This window comes from Enterocloster clostridioformis (genome assembly GCF_020297485.1).
Taxonomy (GTDB): domain Bacteria; phylum Bacillota; class Clostridia; order Lachnospirales; family Lachnospiraceae; genus Enterocloster; species Enterocloster clostridioformis.
In genome coordinates this window covers 1342943-1360686 of sequence record NZ_JAIWZC010000001.1, presented here as the reverse complement: position 1 = coordinate 1360686, position 17744 = coordinate 1342943, and the positions used below count along the sequence as shown (strand labels likewise).

Below are 17744 nucleotides of genomic sequence, written 5' to 3'. Positions count from 1 at the left end.
ATGAAAGTATTAATGTTAAACGGGAGTCCTCACGAGAAGGGATGTACTTACACCGCCCTTGCAGAGGTGGCAGGAGAGCTCAATCAGGCTGGCATTGAAACAGAGATCATGCATGTGGGCGGCGGGACTGTCCATGGATGTATGGGCTGCGGCGCATGCGGTAAGCTTGGAAAATGCATTTACAGCGACGATAAGGTCAACGAAGCAGTGGAAAAGATGAGGCAGAGCGACGGACTGATTGTCGGTTCACCGGTACACTATGCCTCGGCCAGCGGGGCTGTCACCTCCTTCCTGGACCGCTTCTTCTATTCCGGAAGCAGCGCTGCTGCCCATAAGCCGGGAGCTGCCATTGCCTCTGCCAGAAGGGCTGGAACAACTGCCACCCTGGACCAGCTGAATAAATATTTTATGATTACGCAGATGCCGGTAGTTTCCTCCCAGTACTGGAATATGGTGCACGGGCAATGTCCTGAGGATGTGAAGAAGGATGAGGAGGGCATGCAGATCATGCGCGTCCTGGGCAGGAACATGGCCTGGATGCTCAAATCCATTGAGGCAGGAAAAGCTGCCGGGGTTACGCTTCCTGAGACAGAGGAGAAGAAGAGAACGAATTTTATACGGTAGGAAAATGGCTGATTCGCGGATGAGGTTAATGTATGGAATCAATACGAGGAATCAATACATGGAATCAGGATGACCTGGTTTAAGATATGGGGCCCGGCACAGTGGTGTGCCGGGTTTTTAACATGCTCGTATGTACGGCTCTATACCAAAGCGGTATGCATGGTCTGATTATGAATGTGCTGGTCCAGTATCAAATGGACCCGTTCCACTTCGCCGAGAATCAGGGTTTCGGATTTCATGATTTGGCTTCTTAAGATGCGTTCAGTGGACTTGAGCTGGAATTCCAGATTGTCCATGCGGGTGTTCAGGGATTTTATGTCGGACTGCATGTTTTGGATGTCGGACTGCATGTTTTGGATGTCGGTTTTCATGTTCTGAATATCGGTTTTCATGCTCTGAATATCAGTTTTCATACCTTGAAGCTCAGTCTTCATACCTTGAAACTCAGTTTTCATACCTTGGAACTCAGTCTTCATACCGACTATTTCAATCAACAAAAAATCAAGTTTTTCAGAATATGTCAAGCTGTCACCTCCTAAAAACAGTGTGCTGTGTCACGGTTATTGTTTCAGCTGGAACCAGGGTGTAATTAAGTATAGCATATCAGGACATGGAAAACCAGGCTGGTTTTTGCACTTTTGGTAACATATTTCACCGGATTACGCCGCCAATTTCCCGGAAAAATAGTACTTGCCACAAATCCCGTATTCTGTTATACTCTGATATAGTTAACTAGCTAATTATAAGCGGGCTAATGGTTAATCAGTTAAATATACAGATACAGGAAGGAGGCAATTTACATGGACAATGCATCATGCAGTTGTTTTGTTCAATCCTCGGAGCACTGTCTTATCGAGAAGTACATTCGAGTGGCCAGGCTGCACCGGAGTATGATGGAGCACCGTCTGGACGGCACGGGGGTGTACCGCAGCCAGCATCAGATTCTGATGTTCGTGTCGGATAATCCCAACGTATCCCAGAAGGAGCTGGCAAGGATGTATGGCGTGTCAGGGGCCACCATAGCTGTTTCTCTTAAGAAACTGGAAAAGGGAGGCTATATAAGGCGCCTGGTAGACCAGGAGGACAACCGGTGCAACCAGATTTGCATAACGGATAAGGGCAGAAAAGTGGTGGAGGACAGTGTTAAGATTTTCAGGCGCATTGAGTGCCGTATGTTTGAAGGATTCTCTGAGAATGATATGAAGGTGCTGGGAGAACTTCTGGACCGGATTTATGGAAATCTGAACCAGGAGTTTACGGACAGGGCGCAAGGGGAGGAATCGTAAGTGAAACGATACGGAAAATATATAAAACCATATTTTGGAGCCTTTATTCTGGGCCCTCTTCTGATGCTGACTGAGGTGGCTGGAGAAATCATGCTGCCTAAGCTGATGTCCATGATTATCAACAACGGAGTGGCGCAGAGAAATGTGCAGTATATCCTGTCTGTGGGAGGCCTGATGATACTGGCCACCCTGGTCATGGCCATAGGAGGAATCGGAGGAGCTTATTTTTCGGTGAAAGCGGCCGTCAGCTTTACCAGTGATTTGAGGGCCGACCTTTTTTCCAAGGTGCAGGAATTTTCCTTTAAGAACATAGATGCCTACAGCACAGGCTCGCTGGTAACCCGTCTGACCAATGATATCCAGCAGGTCCAAAATGTGCTTATGATGGGACTGCGGATGGCCATGCGCGCTCCGGGCATGTTCATAGGTGCCCTGCTCATGGCTTTCATGATGAATGCCAGGCTGGCAGTGGTCATACTGGTGGTCATCCCCCTGCTGACAGCAGCCATAGCCGTCATACTGAAGACCGCGTTCCCCAGATTTACCGCCATGCAGAAAAAGCTGGACCAGTTAAACTCCGGCATCCAGGAAGCTCTGACCAATGTGCGGGTTATCAAGTCCTTTGTGCGGGAAGAATTTGAGGAAGATAAATTCAGGGTCATGAACCAGGATTTAAAGAACAGCAGCCTGGATGCCATGAAAATCGTCATTGTCGCCATGCCTGTGATGACCCTTGCCATGAACATAACCACGCTGGCTGTTGTGTGGTACGGGGGAAATATCATTATTGCAGGGGATATGCCGGTAGGGGATTTGACTGCATTTACCACCTATATCGTACAGATACTCATGTCACTAATGATGCTTTCCATGGTATTCCTGCAGCTTTCCAGAGCAGTGGCATCCATCCGCAGGGTGAGTGAGGTCATGGATACGGAGATCGACCTGACAGACCAGGGGGCCGCCAGGAAGGACCTGGCTGTATTGACGGGAAAGGTGGAGTTTAAGCATGTGAGCTTCAGCTATACGGACAACCAGGATGAGATGGTGCTGGAGGATATAAGCTTTACGGCAGAGCCGGGGCAGGTGATAGGCATTATCGGAGCCACAGGCAGCGGTAAGACCACCCTGGTGCAGATGATACCGCGGCTCTACGATGCCACAAGGGGCCAGGTACTTGTGGACGGAGTGGATGTCAGGGACTATTCTCTGAAAAACCTTCGGGAAGGTGTGGGCATGGTGCTCCAGAAAAATGTGCTTTTCTCAGGCACCATAGAAGAGAACCTGCGCTGGGGGAAGGAGGACGCCTCCATGGATGAAATCAGGGAAATGGCACAGAGCGCCCAGGCGGACAGCTTTGTCACCTCCTTTACCAACGGCTATGATACGGACATGGGACAGGGCGGGGTCAACGTATCGGGGGGCCAGAAGCAGAGACTCTGTATTGCCAGGGCTCTGCTTAAGAGGCCAAAAATCCTGATACTGGATGACAGCACCAGCGCCGTGGATACTGCCACTGAGGCCAGGATACGGCAGTGTTTCAGCACCAGCCTTAAGGATACCACCAAAATCATCATAGCACAGCGCATCGGATCCGTGGAAGAGGCTGACCGGATCTTGGTGCTGGATGAAGGCAGGCTCATCGGACAGGGGACCCATGAACAGCTTATGGAGGAATGCCAGGCATACCAGGAGATTTATTATTCCCAGAGGGACCGAAAGGAGACGGCTGCATCATGACGAGACAACAGAAAGCGGAGAGCCTGAAACGGCGCTATGGAAGACATGGGGCTCCTGAGTCCATAGGTCCCATGGGAGGGAGAGGGCATGGACCGGGACGGAATATGGGCATGGGCCCGAAACGGCTGCCCAGGAACGCAGGCACCACCACCAGGCGTCTTCTGCATTACTTAAATGAGGATAAACCCAAGATGGTGCTGGCATTTTTCTGCGTCATCCTCAATACCGCCGCAACGCTGGCGGGTTCCTACATGCTGCGTCCTGTTATCAATACATTCATTGCCCCTTTAACAGGAGAGCCTGGTGATCCGGCAGGACTTGCAAGGGCCCTGGCCGTTCTGGCGGCTGTTTTCGCGGTGGGGGTGTTTGCCAATTATGCCCAGGCAAAGGTCATGCTGACCGTGGCACAGAATGCCCTTCAGAAAATCCGCAATGACCTGTTTGCCAGAATGCAGAAGCTGCCGGTACGGTTTTATGATACCAACTCCAACGGTGATTTGATGAGCCGTTTTACAAATGATGTGGACACCATCGGACAGATGCTCAGCTCCACGCTGGTACAGTTGTTTTCCGGGGCATTAAGCATCATCGGCACCCTGTTCCTCATGCTGTACACCAACCTGATTCTGACCCTTGTCACCCTGGTGATGATTCCTGTTATGATGAAGGCGGGAGGGGCTGTGGCCGGATGGAGCCAGAAATACTTCACTGCCCAACAGACATCCCTGGGAGCCGTGAACGGTTATATAGAGGAGACCATCACCGGACAGAAGGTGGTTAAGGTATTCTGCCACGAGGACACGGCCAGGGAGGAATTCGGCATACTGAACCATGACCTGAGGTACAACCAGATTCGGGCCCAGTTTTTCGGCGGTATTATGGGGCCTGTGATGAACAGTCTGAGCCAGATCAACTATTCCCTTACCGCCTGTGTGGGCGGCCTGCTCTGCGTGCTCAGGGGCTTTGATGTGGGAGGGCTGACCGTGTTCTTAAACTTTTCCAGACAGTTTAGCCGTCCCATCAACGAGATATCCATGCAGGTCAGCAATGTATTCTCAGCTCTGGCCGGAGCGGAGCGCGTATTCTCGGTGATGGATGAGGAGCCGGAACCGGCGGACACCATGGACTGTGTGGTGCCAAGTCCCATGGTTGGCCATGTGGTGTTTCATCATGTCACCTTTGGCTACGACCCGGATAAAACCATTCTTAAGGACATAAATCTCTATGCCAAACCTGGGCAGAAGATTGCCTTTGTAGGTTCTACCGGCGCTGGAAAGACCACCATTACAAACCTGCTGAACCGGTTCTATGACATCCGGTCAGGAACCATCACCATTGACGGGGCGGATATACGCCGCATTTCCAGGGACGCCCTGCGAAACAACATTGCCATGGTTCTCCAGGATACCCACCTGTTTACAGGCACGGTGCGGGAGAATATCCGGTACGGCAGGCTGGACGCCACGGACGACGAGGTCGTCCAGGCGGCCAAAACAGCCTCCGCCCATTCCTTCATCACGCGTCTTCCCCACGGATATGATACCATGCTGGAGGGGGATGGGGCCAATTTAAGCCAGGGACAGAGACAGCTTCTCAACATTGCCAGAGCAGCCATATCCAAGGCCCCTGTGCTGATTCTGGACGAGGCTACCAGCTCTGTGGATACCAGGACGGAAAAACACATTGAGCACGGTATGGACCGGCTGATGGCGGACCGCACCACCTTCATCATTGCCCACCGGCTTTCCACGGTGCGCAGCGCCAACGCCATCATGGTTCTGGAACACGGGGAAATCATAGAGAGAGGGACCCACGAGGAGCTTTTGGAGATGAAAGGACGATACTATGAATTGTATACAGGCATGAAAGAACTGGATTGATTGCCATGAAATTAACATATAAATTAAAATAATAACGAATAAAATCTGTATTGTATACAATCTTTATTTATGCTATACTTAGTTGGTGTATTCCGGCGGGGGCAGGCAGCCCCACCGGTCATACCGGACGCTGGAACTGGTCCGGCCGCACAAAGGAATAAAAAGAAAGAAAAGAGGGAGAGAATCCATGGGTTTGGCGACTTTTATAGGCGGCATCCATCCATATGAGGGGAAAGAGCTGTCAGAGAACAAACCGGTACAGGTCCTGATGCCAAAGGGCGACCTGGTGTATCCGATGTCACAGCACATTGGTGCGCCCGCGAAGCCTCTGGTGGCAAAGGGCGACCATGTACTGGCAGGCCAGAAGATTGGAGAAGCAGGCGGTTTCATCTCTGCAAATGTAATTGCTTCTGTTTCAGGAACGGTGAAGGCCATTGAACCAAGGCGTATGGCTAACGGAGCAATGGTGCCCTCCATTGTCGTTGAAAATGATGGAGAATATAAGACAGTTGAGGGCGTGGGAGAGGACAGGGACCCATCCGGCCTGTCAAAAGAGGAAATCCGTAACATTGTAAAGGAAGCCGGTATCGTGGGCCTCGGCGGAGCAGGATTCCCCACTCATGTAAAGCTGACTCCAAAGGATGAGAGCGCCATTGAGTACATACTGGTTAACGGCGCGGAGTGTGAACCGTACCTTACCAGCGACTACCGGATGATGTTGGAAGAGCCGGAGAAAATCGTGGGCGGCTTAAAGGTCATCCTTCAGCTTTTTGACAATGCAAAGGGCGTTATCGGCATTGAAAATAATAAGCCGGAGGCCATCAAGAAGCTTACCGAGATGGTGAAGGACGAGCCGCGCATCACGGTCTGTCCGCTTATGACAAAGTATCCTCAGGGAGGTGAGCGTTCCCTGATTTATGCCGTTACAGGCAGGAAGGTCAACTCATCCATGCTTCCCGCAGACGCAGGATGCATCGTGGATAATGTTGACACCGTGATTTCCATTTATATGGCAGTGTGCAAGTGCACGCCTCTGATGAGAAAGATCATCACGGTCACCGGAGACGCGGTGGCGGACCCCAGGAATTTCAGCGTAAAGCTTGGAACCAATTACCAGGAACTGTTGGATGCAGCCGGCGGTTTTAAGACGGAGCCGGAAAAAGTTCTGTCAGGCGGCCCCATGATGGGCCAGGCCATATTTGACCTGAATATCCCGGTAAGCAAGACTTCATCTGCCCTGACCTGTTTCACAAAGGACCAGGTGGCGGAGATGGAGCCTTCCGCATGCATACGGTGCGGTAAATGTGTCAGTGTATGTCCAAGCCACATCATCCCTGTGATGATGATGCAGGCCGCCCTCAGGGACGACTGCGAGACATTTGAGAAGCTGAACGGTATGGAATGTATGGAGTGCGGAAGCTGTACCTACATATGTCCGGCCAAGAGGCCTCTGACTCAGGCATTTAAGGAAATGCGCAAAACAGTCGCGGCTAACCGCAGGAAGAAAGGGTAGGAGGGGACATAAGTCATGAGTAAATTATTAAACGTATCATCATCCCCGCATGTGAGAAGCCATGAGACCACCCACAGCATCATGCTGGATGTGGCCATTGCCATGTTGCCTGCAACTGCTTTCGGTGTGTATCATTTCGGCATGCATGCGCTGCTGGTGCTTATAGTTACGGTTGCGGCCTGTGTTTTAAGTGAGTATGTATATGAGAAGCTGATGAAGAAGCAAAGTACCGTCAGCGACTACAGCGCCCTGGTCACGGGCATGATTCTGGCACTGAACATGCCTCCGGAGATTCCGGTGTGGATTCCGGCCCTGGGCGGAATCTTTGCCATCATCGTGGTGAAGCAGCTCTACGGCGGCCTGGGACAGAACTTTATGAACCCGGCTCTGGCAGCCAGGTGTTTCCTGCTGATTTCCTTTGCGGGAAAGATGACCAATTTCAGCTACAGCGGATTTGACGGCGTGTCCGGCGCAACACCCCTGGCAGTGCTTAAGAGCGGCGGGGCAGTGGATGTTCCGGCCATGTTTGTGGGAAACATCCCGGGTACCATCGGAGAGGTTTCCGTGATTGCCCTTTTAATCGGCGCTGCTTATCTTCTGGCAAAGAAGGTAATCTCCATCCGGATTCCGGGTACCTACATACTGACGGTTGTTGTATTTGCCATCCTGTTCGGAGGCCATGGATTTGATTTAAACTACATTGCGGCCCACCTGTGCGGCGGCGGCCTGATTTTCGGTGCCTTCTTCATGGCAACCGACTATGTGACCAGCCCCATTACTCCAAAGGGCCAGATTGTGTTCGGCATCCTGTTGGGCGTGCTCACAGGGCTGTTCAGGATTTTCGGCGGCTCCGCAGAGGGCGTGTCCTACGCAATCATCATCAGCAACATCCTTGTTCCGCTGATTGAGAAAGTAACCCTTCCCAAAGCATTTGGAAAGGAGGGCAAGTAAACATGAGCAAATCAGGATTTATGAAAGACGCGGTGATTCTCTTTGCAATCACCCTGGTGTCAGGATGCCTTTTAGGCGGTGTATACCAGCTGACCAAGAAGCCCATTGAGCTGGCTACCATAGCGGCCAACAACAAGGCATACAAGGCAGTGTTCCCAGAAGCCGAGACCTTTGATTTGGACGAAGCCCTTACAGCAGCCATCCCGGCCTGCAACGAAGCCCTGGCCGGCATGAATTTCGGCGGTGTGGAAGTGGAAAACGTGTTAAAGGCAGTGGACGCAGGCGGCAGCCAGTTAGGCTATGTCATCACCTCCCTGTCCAATGACAGCTACGGCGGCGTGGTGAAGCTGTCGGTGGGACTGAAGGACGACGGGACCATCACAGGCATCGAGTTCCTGGAAATCAGCGATACTCCCGGTCTGGGATTAAAGGCAAAGGAACCGGCGTTCAAGGACCAGTATGTGGGAAAGAATGCACCTGAGCTTTCCGTCACCAAGTCAGGCAGCGCGGATGATACCCAGATTAATGCCATCAGCGGCGCTACCATTACTTCAAGTGCAACAACCAATGCAGTCAATGCAGCTTTATATTACCTGCATAACTGCATCCAATAAATAGGAGGTGGGAACATGAATAAATGTACAGAACGTTTATATAACGGTATTGTGAAAGAAAACCCTACCTTCGTCCTGATGCTTGGTATGTGTCCGACACTGGCTGTCACCACATCCGCCATCAACGGTCTGGGTATGGGACTTTCCACAACCGTGGTTTTACTGTTTTCCAATATGATTATCTCTGCCCTGCGTAAGATCATACCTGACAGGGTACGTATTCCGGCGTATATCGTCATCGTCGCATCCCTGGTCACCATGGTGCAGCTGCTGCTCCAGGCTTATGTGCCAAGCCTGTACTCTGCGCTTGGCATCTATATCCCGCTGATTGTGGTTAACTGTATCATCCTTGGCCGTGCGGAATCCTACGCATCCAAGAACGGTCCGGTGGTATCCACCTTTGACGGCCTTGGCATGGGCCTTGGATTCACCCTGGCTTTGACCTGCATCGGTCTGGTCCGTGAGATTCTCGGTTCCGGAGCCATATTCGGGAACGTGGTGGTCCCGGAAGATTACCATATTGCTATCTTTGTGCTGGCTCCCGGCGCGTTCTTCGTGCTGGCGCTCCTGACCGCGCTTCAGAACAAGTTCAAAGCGCCGTCCGCAACCAACGGTTCCGTGCCTCAGTCCAAGCTGGCCTGCGGCGGAAACTGTATGTCATGTACCGGCTCTGCCTGCATGGCTAACCATGAGGCGCTGGAGACGAGGATGCGTCAGGCCGAGGAAAAGGCTCTGGCGGCAAAGAAGGCAGCTGTAGCAAAGAAGGAAGCAGAGCTTAAATCAGCTGCTTCCAAAAAAGAAAATTAGGAGGGTGGATAGATGAAAGAGTTATTATTAATTGCCATTGGTTCCGCTCTGGTTAATAACGTTGTTTTGAGCCAGTTCTTAGGACTCTGTCCATTCCTCGGTGTTTCAAAGAAGGTTGAGACCTCAGCCGGCATGGGTGCGGCCGTTATCTTCGTTATAACCATAGCATCGGCAGTGACAAGCCTGGTTTATACCGGAATTCTTGTGAACCTGCACCTGGAATACCTGCAGACCATCGTGTTCATTCTGGTCATTGCGGCCCTGGTTCAGTTCGTGGAGATGTTCCTCAAGAAATCCATGCCGTCACTGTATGAGGCCCTGGGCGTGTACCTGCCTCTGATTACGACCAACTGTGCGGTGCTGGGTGTAGCCCTTACCAATGTACAGAAGTCATACAGCTTTATCCAGAGCGTTGTGAACGGCATTGGTATTTCCGTTGGCTTTACCATCGCTATCATCATGCTGGCCGGTATCCGTGAGAAGATTGAGCACAATGATGTACCGTATTCATTCCAGGGCTCACCCATTGTTTTAATTACCTCAGGTCTCATGGCAATCGCATTTTTCGGATTTTCCGGATTAATTTAGAAGGAGGAGAAGGAAAATGGTTACAGGTATCATATTAGCGGCAGCGGTTGTAGGTATCCTTGGTATTCTTATAGGAATCTTCCTTGGCGTTGCCAGCGAGAAGTTTAAAGTACAGGTAGATGAAAAAGAGATTTTGGTCCGCAACGAGCTGCCGGGAAACAACTGCGGCGGCTGCGGTTACGCGGGCTGTGACGCCCTGGCAAAGGCCATTGCGGCCGGTCAGGCGGATGTAGGGGCCTGTCCTGTGGGCGGTGCTCCCGTAGCTGAGAAAATCGGCGAGATCATGGGAGTGGCCGGCGGAGCTGCCGAAAAGAAGGTGGCTTTCGTCAAGTGCGCGGGAACCTGCGACAAGACAAAGGTGCAGTACAACTACTACGGCGTGGACGACTGCAAAAAGGTGTCAGTGGTTCCGGGTGCGGGAGAAAAGGCCTGTGCCTATGGATGTATGGGCTACGGCTCCTGCGTGAAGGCCTGTGCCTTTGACGCCATCCATGTGGTGGACGGCGTGGCAGTGGTGGATAAGGAAAAATGTGTGGCCTGCGGCATGTGCGTGGCCTCCTGTCCGAATCATCTGATAGAGCTGGTTCCTTATAAGGCAGAGCATCTGGTAAGGTGCAGCTCCCACGACAAGGGCAAGGATGTGAAGGCTGTCTGCGCGGCCGGATGTATCGGATGTACCCTGTGTACAAAGCAGTGTGAGTTCGATGCCATCCATATGGAGAATAACCTGGCTGTCATTGACTACGAGAAGTGTACCAACTGCGGCAAGTGCGCAGAAAAGTGTCCTGTCAAGGCGATTGTTTAGAAAAGATAACGATGTTTACATGAATAAAAAGCTGTCCCTCCTGCGCTTGTAATGCGCGGAAGGGACAGCTTTTTGCTGCTTCAATATGTTATTTTCAATATATTATATTTTCTTCCTCTTTTTAAATGCCGGCGAATCAAAGAACTGGTCGTCAGGCAGGACCTTCTTAGTGGTGGCCTCAACCAGATTGTCGTAGCAGGAGAAGATGGCGTTTATGTCGCGGCTGTCCATCCTGGGTGTCAGCAAGGACACCAGAGGAACGATAATGAGTCCCACAATCATGGAGACGGCACCCGCATTGATGGGGGATGCGATATAGTGCAGGAACATATTTGAAACAGTGATTCCGATGCCGGTGGCAAAGCTGGCCCACACAGCAGCGGGGGTGGTCCTTTTCCAGTACAGGCCGTAGAGGAAGGGGGCCAGGAAGGCTCCGGCCAGGGCGCCCCAGGAGATACCCATGAGTTGGGCAATGAAGTCAGGCGGATCCAGGGCCAGCACAACGCTTAGGACGATGAACGCCACAATCAGGCACTGCATCAGTACCAGCTGGGTCTTATCCTTCATGTTCTTCACAAGACAGCCCTTGATGAAGTCCAGGGTCAGGGTGGAGCTGGAGGTCAGCACCAGAGAGGAAAGGGTGGACATGGATGCGGACAGCACCAGCATGACAACAATTCCAATCAGCAGGTCCGGAAGGCCGGACAGCATGGCCGGGATAATGGTATCATAGGCCACGGACCCATTTCCATTATAAATGGCAGGACTGTCAAAGAGCCGGCCGAAACCGCCCAGGAAATAGCTGCCACCGGAGATGACAACGGCGAACAGGGTGGAAATCACCGTACCAGTGGCAATGGCTTTCTCGCTTCGGATGGTATAGAACTTGTGAATCATCTGCGGCAGGCCCCAGGTTCCAAGGGAGGTGAGAATCACCACGCCCAGCAGGTTCAGGGGATCCGGTCCAAAGAAGGAGGTATAGGCTCCTGGCTGGCCCAGGGTAACCGGGACCTCACTGGGAATCTGCGCCAGCCTGCCCACAGCGGCGCTAAAGCCTCCCTGGCCGTTCAGGACGCTGAGGATGACGGCGGCAATGCCGGCCAGCATGATGATACCCTGAATGAAATCATTGATGGCAGTGGCCATATAACCGCCCAGGATGACATAGACGGCAGTCAGGACAGCCATGCCCATTACACAGACACTGTAGGGAATATCAAAGGCCATGCCGAATAACCGGGACAGACCGTTGTAGACAGAGGCCGTGTAGGGAATGAGAAACACGAATATAATCAGGGAGGCAGCAATCTTCATGCCCTGGCTGTGGAAACGGCTGCCGAAGAATTCCGGCATGGTGGCCGAGGAGAGATGCTTGCTCATGACCCTGGTCCGCCGGCCGAGGATGACCCAGGCCAGCAGGCTGCCAATCAGGGCGTTGCCGATGCCAATCCAGGTGGAGGCCAGGCCGTATTTCCATCCGAACTGTCCGGCGTAACCGATGAATACAACGGCGGAAAAGTAGGAGGTGCCGTAGGCAAAGGCAGTGAGCCAGGGGCCAACGCCCCTTCCTCCCAGTACAAAGTCATTGACATTGGTGGCATGACGCCGGGAATAGAATCCTACCCCCAGCATGATGGAAAAAAAGACGACCAGCATCAGCAGTTTTACAGTCATTTGAATATCCTCCGCATACACTTTAATAATTAAAACTTCTGAACTTTAATGTATCAAAGCGAAGGGGAATTGTCAAAGGGAATTTCTTGTTTTTGTCTACTTTGGCTATTTTGACGGAAACCAGTGGAAGAGGTTGGTATGATGAATGCCATTTTTTCGATAAAGTGGGGATTGAATGCCAAATTTCGACATAAAATGTAAAAACCAGATATGGATATAAAGTGTAAAAAATGAATAATTAAGGTAATAAATGATTGACATAATATAAATTACAAAAATAGGAAATCAGATAACATGTTTAAAAATTAATAATAATGTAATATAAATGTAAAGGCGGGTCCGGCAAAGCGTACAATATATAGATAGGTTTATCTGGAAAACTATAGTAAATATATAAAAAACATTACAAATGTTTCAAAAGTAAGAAAAAATGTAACAAAAATATTAAATCTCCATTGACGTGAAAAGTCAAATCCCATATAATTAGCCATACATCCCGGAAAAACATGCACAAAGTGGGAGATGCCCACTGCATAAAATTTTGAGAATGGTACCCGTGCAGAGTTGTGCGGGACCAGGAAAGAGGAGTATGTATGCTTACATTACATTCATTCCTTCGTTCGGTGGTTCTCTTTGTTAAGTCACTGACTGTGAAAGTGACAAAGCAGATGTACCGTTCCTCATCTGTGGTAATGGCCGGTATGATGGTAGTGGCCATCATAGCATTTTCAGCCAATGGGTTTGGCGGAGGGGGAAGAAACGCCCTTGCGGCGCCCATGACAGAGGAAAGTGATGCCATTGACAAGCAGGAAGAGGAAAACGAAGGAAGCGGTCTGGTTACTGAAGCAAAAATACAATTCGGACTTTTAAATACAGACAGCGAAGGCCAGCATCTGGCCGGTGCGCTGCTGGAAGCGGATGTCCGAGAAAAACAGAGAAAGCAGGCAGCGGCACAGACCCAGATTGAGACACTTCAGAAACAGATATTAAAGGAGAGACAGGAAGAGGAAGCCAGGAAAAAGGCGGAGGAAGAACGCCGGGCAGCCAGAAGGATTAAATATACGGATGAAGATTACCAGGTGCTCCTGCGCATTGTCCAGGCGGAAGCAGGCATCTGCGACCCCAAGGGAAAAATTTTGGTTGCGGATGTAATTATTAACCGTGTTTTGTCGGGAAAATTTCCGGACAGCGTAAAGGCGGTTGTATACCAGCCATCCCAGTTTCAGCCGGTATCCAACGGCACCATCAACACGGTAAAGGTCACGGCGGAAACCATAGAATGCGTGGACCGTGCCCTGGCCGGTGAGGATTATTCCAATGGAGCCCTGTATTTTATGAACAGAAGGGCGTCCGGCAGCGCCGCTTCCTGGTTTGACAGGCGTCTGACCTACCTGTTTGCCCATGACGGTCATGAATTCTTCAGATAATCACCCAGAACTGATCTGCAGGATACAAAGAGACGTGAAAAGGCGCCGGGGCGGCTGTAAAAAACAGCTGTAATAAAAAAAAGGATTGAGTTTCCTGTGGCTTTAGGTGTATACTGGAAATTGGAAAATCGAAACGCCACAAAGGAGAATGGAATATGATTTTTGATGAGAAGAAGAATTTGGACTTTTACAGGAATTTAGGGATTGAGGGCAGATATGCCAAGGCCGTGGATTTCCTTAAGAATACGGACCTTGAGGCATTGGAGCCGGGAAAGTATGAGATTGACGGCAAGAACGTATATGCCAACGTAACAGCCTACACCACCATCCCGTGGGAGGAGGCTAAATATGAGGCGCATGAGCATTACACCGATATCCAGTATGTGATTGAGGGGAGCGAAATTATGAGCTATGCGCCGGTACATGAGATGACAGTAAAGGTTCCTTATAATCCGGATAAGGATGTGGTACTATTTGAGAACACCACCCCCGGACTTCAGGTTGTGACCGGCGCCGGACAGTATCTGATTTTCAACCCGTGGGATGCTCACAAGCCAAAGGCTGCCAACGGAGAGCCGGCACCTATTAAAAAGGTGATTGTAAAAATTAAAGAGGATTAAAACGCATCATAAAACGCGCGGTCAAGAAAGCGCGGGAGGAAAGTCCGGCTTGCTGTATTCCGAATCAGCGGGCCGGACTTTTTTCTGCCCTCAGAGCTTCCTTTCATGTTTGCTAATATTTTGTTAATTGGAATATTGACTTTTAATTCACAAAATGAGATAATGAAAAAGATTTCGATAAAATGAAAGAGAGGTAAATGAATGATGGCAAATGTAGATTTGAGTCAGTATGGTATTACCGGAACCACAGAAATTGTTTATAATCCTTCCTATGAGATGTTATTTGAAGAAGAAACGAAACCAACTCTGGAGGGGTATGAAAAAGGCCAGGTAAGCGAGCTTGGTGCAGTAAATGTCATGACTGGTATTTATACAGGCCGTTCCCCCAAGGACAAGTTCATTGTCATGGATGAGAACTCAAAGGACACTGTATGGTGGACAACGGATGCGTACAAGAATGACAATCATCCGGCCAGCCAGGAAGCATGGGATACGGTAAAGAAGATTGCCCTGGAAGAACTTTCTAACAAGAGACTGTTTGTTGTAGACGCATTCTGTGGAGCAAACAAGGATACCCGCATGGCAATCCGCTTCATTGTTGAGGTTGCATGGCAGGCTCATTTCGTAAAAAACATGTTTATCCAGCCAAGCGCAGAGGAACTGGAGAACTTCAAGCCGGATTTCGTTGTATATAATGCATCCAAGGCAAAGGTAGAGAATTACAAGGAGTTAGGTCTGAATTCCGAGACAGCCGCAATGTTCAATATCACCAGCCGCGAGCAGGTAATCGTGAACACATGGTACGGCGGGGAGATGAAGAAGGGTATGTTCTCAATGATGAACTACTATCTGCCTCTGAAGGGCATTGCTTCCATGCATTGTTCTGCCAACACAGATATGAACGGTGAGAATACCGCAATCTTTTTCGGACTTTCCGGAACAGGAAAAACCACTCTTTCAACAGACCCCAAGCGTCTTCTTATCGGTGATGACGAGCACGGCTGGGATGACAACGGCGTATTTAACTTCGAGGGCGGATGCTATGCAAAGGTCATCAACCTGGATAAGGATTCTGAGCCGGACATCTACAATGCAATCAGGCGTGACGCTCTTTTAGAGAATGTTACACTTGACGCTGACGGCAAGATTGATTTTGATGACAAGAGCGTGACTGAGAACACACGTGTATCTTATCCGATTGAGCATATTGAGAAGATTGTCCGTCCGGTATCAGCTGCTCCTGCTGCAAAGAATGTTATCTTCCTGTCAGCAGATGCTTTCGGCGTACTTCCTCCAGTATCCATCCTGACTCCGGAGCAGACACAGTATTACTTCCTGTCCGGATTTACAGCAAAGCTTGCCGGTACAGAGCGCGGCATCACAGAGCCTACACCTACATTCTCAGCCTGCTTCGGACAGGCATTCCTGGAACTGCATCCAACCAAGTATGCAGAGGAGCTTGTTAAGAGAATGGAGAAGAGCGGCGCAAAGGCATACCTGGTTAACACCGGCTGGAATGGAACAGGCAAGCGTATCTCGATTCGCGACACCCGCGGCATCATTGATGCGATTCTTGACGGATCCATTGCAAAGGCTCCAACCAAGCAGCTTCCATTCTTTAACTTTGAGATTCCTACCCAGCTTCCAGGCGTAGATCCTAAGATTCTTGATCCTCGGGATACATACGCGGAAGTATCCCAGTGGGAGGAAAAGGCAAGGGATCTGGCACAGCGCTTTGTCAAGAACTTTGCAAAATACGAGGGCAATGAGGCTGGAAAGGCACTGGTTTCCGCCGGTCCTCAGTTATAATAAAAAGAACCGCCTTTCTGCCCGATCGGCAGGAGGACAGCATCATATAGGGAGAACCGGATATCGGACCGCAAGGTCCGGCTGTCCGGTTCTCCTTTTTATATGGCCAGGCGCGGTGTGATACCCATAGAGCTGGCATTTCTTAATATTTTAATCTTTTTCTTAAGTCTTATTTATGTCCATTGAAAGGCTGTTTTTTTCATGGTACCATGAAGCTATAAAGATAGGAGGATGGGGTTATGAAAAAATGGAAAACGGGGCGCATATGGACGCTGGTCACGGCTATGGTTCTTCTGGCGGCGCTCTCTCTGTCTGCCTGCGGCAGCAAATCGTACAATACGGCTGCCATGGCAGAGACCACGGCTGCCGCCGCATATGTTATGGATGCGGAGGAAGGACAGACAGACGCGGCCTTTTTGGGAGAAAACCTTAATACATTAAAGGCAGAGTCCGGAAGCGGTCTGTCTCCCTCATCAGATATTGGCAGTCCGGCAGATACCGGCAGGAAGCTGATACGGGATGTGAACATGAGCGTGGAGGCCAGGGACTTTGACGGCGTACTCTCGCAGATTACAGACAAAGTAAGGGAGCTGGGCGGTTATGTGGAATCCTCTGATGTGTCGGGAATCAGCGTCAATTCCTATGGCGGCAGCCAGCAGCGCTATGCGGACATCAGGGCCAGGATTCCGGCTGACCGGCTGGACCGCTTTGTGGAGACTGTGGAGAGCGCGGGGAATGTGACCAGCAAGCAGGAGCAGGTGACGGATGTGACCCTGCAGTATTCGGATGTGCAGAGCCGCAAGAAATCGATGGAGATAGAGCAGGAGCGGCTTTGGGCCCTGTTGGAGAAGGCGGAGTCCCTGGACGCGGTGGTGGCGCTGGAAGCCCGGCTCTCAGAGATCCGCTACGAGCTGGAGTCCTACACATCCCAGCTGCGTCTCTATGACAATCAGGTGGATTACAGCACGGTATCCATCAATATGAGGGAGGTAAAGGACCTTACTCCCACCGCGCCGGACAGCATTGGAACCAGGATACAGAAGGGCTTTAACCGGAGCCTGAACAACCTGGGGGAGGCGGGAACCGATCTGATTGTATGGATTGCCTCCAACAGTCCCATCCTGCTGGTGCTGGCCGTCATCATCGCGGCAGTTGTCCTCATTGTCAGAGGGTTAAGCCGAAGGACGCAGGGCAGGCTCCGCTTCCTGAGCCGTTCCTCTAATTCTCGCGGTAAGCAGATTGGAGAGAAAAAAGGCAGAAGAGACCGGAAGGCGCAGGCGGCGGAAGAACAGACGGAAAAAGCGGTGGAAGAGCAGACAGAGAATCGGAAGACGCAGGAGGAACAAACTGAGAAGATGCAGAAAGAGAAAGAATAGCCGGGCTTGTGTCCTGTCTTTTTATAGCGT

At 50.7% G+C, this 17744-nt stretch carries 16 protein-coding genes; 14 read left to right on the top strand and 2 right to left on the bottom strand.

The window, feature by feature from the left end:
• On the top strand, positions 1-624 hold the full coding sequence (locus tag LA360_RS06745) for a flavodoxin family protein (protein WP_022203276.1): 624 nt from the start codon (positions 1-3) through the stop codon (positions 622-624).
• A 140-nt stretch (positions 625-764) separates the two neighbouring features.
• Here the strand turns inward: LA360_RS06745 and LA360_RS06740 are convergent, their stop codons facing one another.
• Positions 765-1037, bottom strand: a complete 273-nt coding sequence (locus tag LA360_RS06740) for a hypothetical protein (RefSeq protein ID WP_225537360.1) — start codon at positions 1035-1037, stop codon at positions 765-767.
• A 387-nt stretch (positions 1038-1424) separates the two neighbouring features.
• Between LA360_RS06740 and LA360_RS06735 the strand changes: the two genes are divergently transcribed.
• The 9 genes from LA360_RS06735 to LA360_RS06695 all read left to right on the top strand — a co-directional run bounded on the left by LA360_RS06735 (position 1425) and on the right by LA360_RS06695 (position 10808).
• A complete protein-coding gene (locus tag LA360_RS06735; RefSeq protein ID WP_002583860.1) occupies positions 1425-1910 on the top strand; it encodes a MarR family winged helix-turn-helix transcriptional regulator in 486 nt (161 codons plus the stop codon).
• Positions 1911-3650, top strand: coding sequence for an ABC transporter ATP-binding protein (locus LA360_RS06730; protein ID WP_057571609.1), 1740 nt, complete (start codon positions 1911-1913; stop codon positions 3648-3650).
• On the top strand, positions 3647-5530 hold the full coding sequence (locus LA360_RS06725) for an ABC transporter ATP-binding protein (protein WP_057571610.1): 1884 nt from the start codon (positions 3647-3649) through the stop codon (positions 5528-5530). The genes LA360_RS06730 and LA360_RS06725 overlap by 4 nt, the downstream gene beginning before the upstream one ends.
• A 187-nt stretch (positions 5531-5717) precedes the next feature.
• The gene (gene rsxC / locus LA360_RS06720; protein WP_022203271.1) at positions 5718-7043 is read left to right on the top strand and encodes an electron transport complex subunit RsxC; all 1326 of its coding nucleotides are present in this window, start codon (positions 5718-5720) and stop codon (positions 7041-7043) included.
• 15 nt (positions 7044-7058) lie between these two features.
• A complete protein-coding gene (locus LA360_RS06715; protein ID WP_022203270.1) occupies positions 7059-7994 on the top strand; it encodes an RnfABCDGE type electron transport complex subunit D in 936 nt (311 codons plus the stop codon).
• 2 nt (positions 7995-7996) lie between these two features.
• Positions 7997-8608, top strand: a complete 612-nt coding sequence (locus LA360_RS06710; RefSeq protein ID WP_022203269.1) for an RnfABCDGE type electron transport complex subunit G — start codon at positions 7997-7999, stop codon at positions 8606-8608.
• Between the two features lie 15 nt (positions 8609-8623).
• Positions 8624-9415 (top strand): electron transport complex subunit RsxE, encoded by a 792-nt coding sequence (gene rsxE / locus LA360_RS06705; protein WP_022203268.1) that lies wholly within the window; start codon positions 8624-8626, stop codon positions 9413-9415.
• A gap of 12 nt (positions 9416-9427) precedes the next feature.
• Positions 9428-10003: an electron transport complex subunit RsxA gene (gene rsxA, locus LA360_RS06700; protein WP_002583853.1), complete on the top strand. Its 576-nt coding sequence runs from the start codon at positions 9428-9430 to the stop codon at positions 10001-10003.
• 16 nt (positions 10004-10019) lie between these two features.
• The gene (locus LA360_RS06695; protein ID WP_057571611.1) at positions 10020-10808 is read left to right on the top strand and encodes an RnfABCDGE type electron transport complex subunit B; all 789 of its coding nucleotides are present in this window, start codon (positions 10020-10022) and stop codon (positions 10806-10808) included.
• Positions 10809-10910: 102 nt separating this feature from the next.
• Here the strand turns inward: LA360_RS06695 and LA360_RS06690 are convergent, their stop codons facing one another.
• A complete protein-coding gene (locus tag LA360_RS06690) occupies positions 10911-12482 on the bottom strand; it encodes a sodium:solute symporter family transporter (RefSeq protein WP_057571612.1) in 1572 nt (523 codons plus the stop codon).
• A 593-nt stretch (positions 12483-13075) separates the two neighbouring features.
• On the opposite strand from LA360_RS06690, the gene LA360_RS06685 reads away from it, so the two are divergent.
• The 4 genes from LA360_RS06685 to LA360_RS06670 all read left to right on the top strand — a co-directional run bounded on the left by LA360_RS06685 (position 13076) and on the right by LA360_RS06670 (position 17714).
• On the top strand, positions 13076-13909 hold the full coding sequence (locus LA360_RS06685) for a cell wall hydrolase (RefSeq protein WP_002583850.1): 834 nt from the start codon (positions 13076-13078) through the stop codon (positions 13907-13909).
• Between the two features lie 155 nt (positions 13910-14064).
• Positions 14065-14529 (top strand): NanQ anomerase/TabA/YiaL family protein, encoded by a 465-nt coding sequence (locus LA360_RS06680; protein ID WP_002583849.1) that lies wholly within the window; start codon positions 14065-14067, stop codon positions 14527-14529.
• A gap of 204 nt (positions 14530-14733) precedes the next feature.
• Positions 14734-16338 (top strand): phosphoenolpyruvate carboxykinase (ATP), encoded by a 1605-nt coding sequence (pckA, locus tag LA360_RS06675; protein WP_057571633.1) that lies wholly within the window; start codon positions 14734-14736, stop codon positions 16336-16338.
• Positions 16339-16577: 239 nt separating this feature from the next.
• Positions 16578-17714, top strand: a complete 1137-nt coding sequence (locus LA360_RS06670; RefSeq protein ID WP_057571613.1) for a DUF4349 domain-containing protein — start codon at positions 16578-16580, stop codon at positions 17712-17714.
• Positions 17715-17744 lie beyond the last annotated feature (30 nt).